Annotated in this window: 2 protein-coding genes; one reads left to right on the top strand and one right to left on the bottom strand. The window is 59.2% G+C overall.

From position 1 onward, the window contains the following. Window positions 1-167 precede the first annotated feature (167 nt). Entirely contained in the window at window positions 168-1883 is a 1716-nt protein-coding gene (locus AB5Y92_RS05550) for an NAD-dependent malic enzyme (RefSeq protein WP_167572886.1), read from the bottom strand. 274 nt (window positions 1884-2157) lie between these two features. Here AB5Y92_RS05550 and AB5Y92_RS05545 point away from each other — a divergent pair, with 274 nt between their 5' ends. Beyond that, window positions 2158-2922, top strand: a complete 765-nt coding sequence (locus AB5Y92_RS05545; RefSeq protein WP_167572885.1) for an ABC transporter substrate-binding protein — start codon at window positions 2158-2160, stop codon at window positions 2920-2922. Window positions 2923-2963: the final 41 nt, after the last annotated feature.

The following is a 2963-nucleotide window of genomic DNA, read 5'->3' as shown; positions in this document are numbered from 1 at the left end:
CGGATGCTGGAGCGTTACGGAAAAGGCGTAAATATCAAAGCCTGTTTGCATGAGGCGCTGGGGCGCCCCATGCAACACGTAATTGGGACATAGCCAAACGAAAGGGGGTAGCAGCGCTACCCCCTTGTCATCTTTACCGACCCGTTATCCGAGCGGTGAATATGCGGTTATACCCGACGATAGGGCAGGTAAACCGGCTCCCACATGTGGTTGAGGATATGCTGCTGTAGATCCTGACCGATCAGCGGGTGGGAGGGATCCCGACGCACGATATCCTTGAGCACGGCGGTCGCCACATGCACCGAGATGCTGCGCAGCTCGCGAATGCGGGGATAGACGGCCCCTTTAGCCAGGTCCACCTCACTCACGCACTCGGCCAGCGCAAAGGCGGCAGTAGTGAAGACATCGGGTGTGATCTCGCGGAGCTGGCTGACGATGGCCGCCAGACCTACACCGGGGAAGATAAAGACGTTGTTGCCCTGCCCGACCCGGAACTCCTGCCCCTCGTAGCTCACATCCTTGAACGGGCTGCCAGTCGCGACAATGGCTTTGCCCTTGCTCCAGCGGTAGATATCATCCGGCAGCGCTTCACAGTTGGCGGTCGGGTTGGAGAGCGGGAACACCATGGGGCGCTCGCAATGCTGCAGCATCAGCTGGATGTGCTCTTCCTGGAAGGCCCCGCCCGAGCCACTGGTACCCAACAACACGCTAATGGGCACATGACGCAGCACATCGGCCAGATTGGCCTTGCCGGGCACCTCGGTATCCCAGCCCGCCAGCAGCAGTCCCGGTTTGGCGTAGCGGCGCTTGTACTCGTCGAGCCCGTCCCGGTTGTCGCACACCAGCCCCTGGGTATCCAGAATGTAGATGCGATCGCGGGCCGCCTGCGGATCCATCCCCTCGCGGATCATCCCCGCGCAGATCTGATCCGCGACGCCAACCCCACCGGCGCCAGCGCCATAGACCAGATAGTTCTGCTGACCCAGGGTCTCCCCCTTGACCTTGACCGCGCCGATAATACCGGCCAGCACCACGGCACCGGTGCCCTGAATATCATCGTTGAATGACGGCAGTGACTGCTGGTAGCGGGCCAGATTGTTGAAGGCATTGGATTTGCTGAAGTCTTCCCACTGCAGTACGGCATTGGGGAAGTGACGCTTGACCCCCTGCACAAACTTGTCGATGAACTCTTCGTACTCCTTGCCGCGAATACGCTTGTGGGGGCGGCCCAGATACATGGGATCATCAAGCAGTTTCTGGTTGTCGGTGCCCACATCCAGCGCGATAGGCATGCAGCAGGCGGGGTGAATACCGGCACCCAGGGTATAGAGCGCCAGCTTGCCGATGGGGATCCCCATACCACCTACACCCTGGTCGCCGATCCCCAGAATGCCCTGGCTGTCGGTGACGACTATGATGCGGATCGATTTGGCATCGAAGTGACGGGCCTGACTGCCCATGTCATCCACGTTATCCGGGGTGATGTAGAGGCCGCGGGGCTTCTGGAAGCGGTGGCTGAACTCCTGGCACGCCTTGCCCACGGTCGGGGTATAGATGTAGGGAGTCATCTCCTCCACATGGCGTGACAACAGGGCATAGAAGAGAGTCTCATTGCGATCCTGCAGGGCACGCAGGTTCTGGTACTTCTCGATATCGCTGCAAGCGCTCTTGAACCCCTCATACACTCGCTCGAGCTGGGCTTCAAAAGTTTGCACCTGAGGCGGCAGCAAACCATCGAGATCAAAATCGGCCCGCTCCTGTTCGGTGAAGGCCGTGCCCTTGTTGAGGTATCGATTGTTAAGCAGATCAGTGCCGGTCAGTGCAACGGGGCGAAAATCCTGTCCCTGTGCATCTTTCCACAGCAGATATTGTCCGGTAGCCATAGTCATTCTCTTTGATTTACGTGAAATTGCCGTTCGGCAGGAGAGCAAGACTCATAATGAAATCAATCATATGACGTTTACTCGATCGGTTTTGTGAGCTTGGGCATACCCTGCGGCCAAAATAGGCACCCGGCGACCCCGGCGAGACAAATATCCACGGCAAGGAATGAGACTCATGTTAGCATTGCGGGCAACCCAGCCCCTTTCACCGCATCACAGCCGGGAGTGACCTGATGCCCTCGCCTCTGCCAGCCTGCGTCCCCTTCTTCCTGCCATGCGCCTGATCCCGCTGCTTGCTCTGTGGCTGTTTCTGACCTGCCAGTCGGCTCTCGCCGCACCGGGCCGGGTACTCAACATCATCGTGGGTGAATGGCCACCTTTCGTCTCCGAGCAGTCAAAACAGCACGGGCCAGTGGCCCACCTCATCAGCGATCTGTTCAAGGAGGCGGGCTATGAGGTGAAGTTCCACTTCGCCCCCTGGGGTCGGGTCTATTCGCTGGCGGCCAACAGCCAGCTCTACGACGCCACCGCCGTCTGGATGCACAAACCGGAGCGGGAGCAGGATTTTCTGTTCAGCGAAGCGGTGCTGCAGGAGCAGTTTGTCTTCTTCTCCCTCAAATCACGGCAGCTGCAGGCCGAGCGCCTTGAGCAGATCATCGGCATGCGGTTGGGGGGCGATATCGCCTATAGCTACGGGCCCGAGCTGGACAAGATGGTGGCCGATGGCAAGGTAACCCAACAGAAAGTCACCGATGTGAAGCAGAATTTCGGCAAGCTGCTGCGCGGGCGGATCGACCTCTATCCACAAGAGCTGCGAGTCGGTCTGGCCGAGTTGCAGAGCCAGCTCGACCCCGCCAGCGCGGCACTCATCACCCACAGTCAGACCCCTTTTCTGCGCAACGACAGCTTCGTGATGTTCCCGCGCAAGATGCCGGATTCAGCCAAACTGCGGGATCAGTTCAATCAGCAGTTGCAGCAGGCCATCGCCAGCGGACGTTATCAGCGCTACTTCGAACGGCTTTCCCGGGGGGACTATTAACCTTGGCGAGGCAAAAACAGAGGGGATAAAACAACGGTGGC

It is taken from the genome of Aeromonas sp. R1-1 (assembly GCF_040908495.1).
Taxonomy (GTDB): Bacteria; Pseudomonadota; Gammaproteobacteria; order Enterobacterales; family Aeromonadaceae; genus Aeromonas; species Aeromonas veronii.
This window is presented reverse-complemented; position numbering and strand designations above follow the sequence as displayed.

Excerpts from the sequence above, each read along its gene's own strand:
- AB5Y92_RS05550 (WP_167572886.1), bottom strand. The coding sequence starts at position 1,883 with ATGGCTACCGGACAATATCTGCTGTGGAAAGATGCACAGGGACAGGAT.
- AB5Y92_RS05545 (WP_167572885.1), top strand. The coding sequence starts at position 2,158 with ATGCGCCTGATCCCGCTGCTTGCTCTGTGGCTGTTTCTGACCTGCCAG.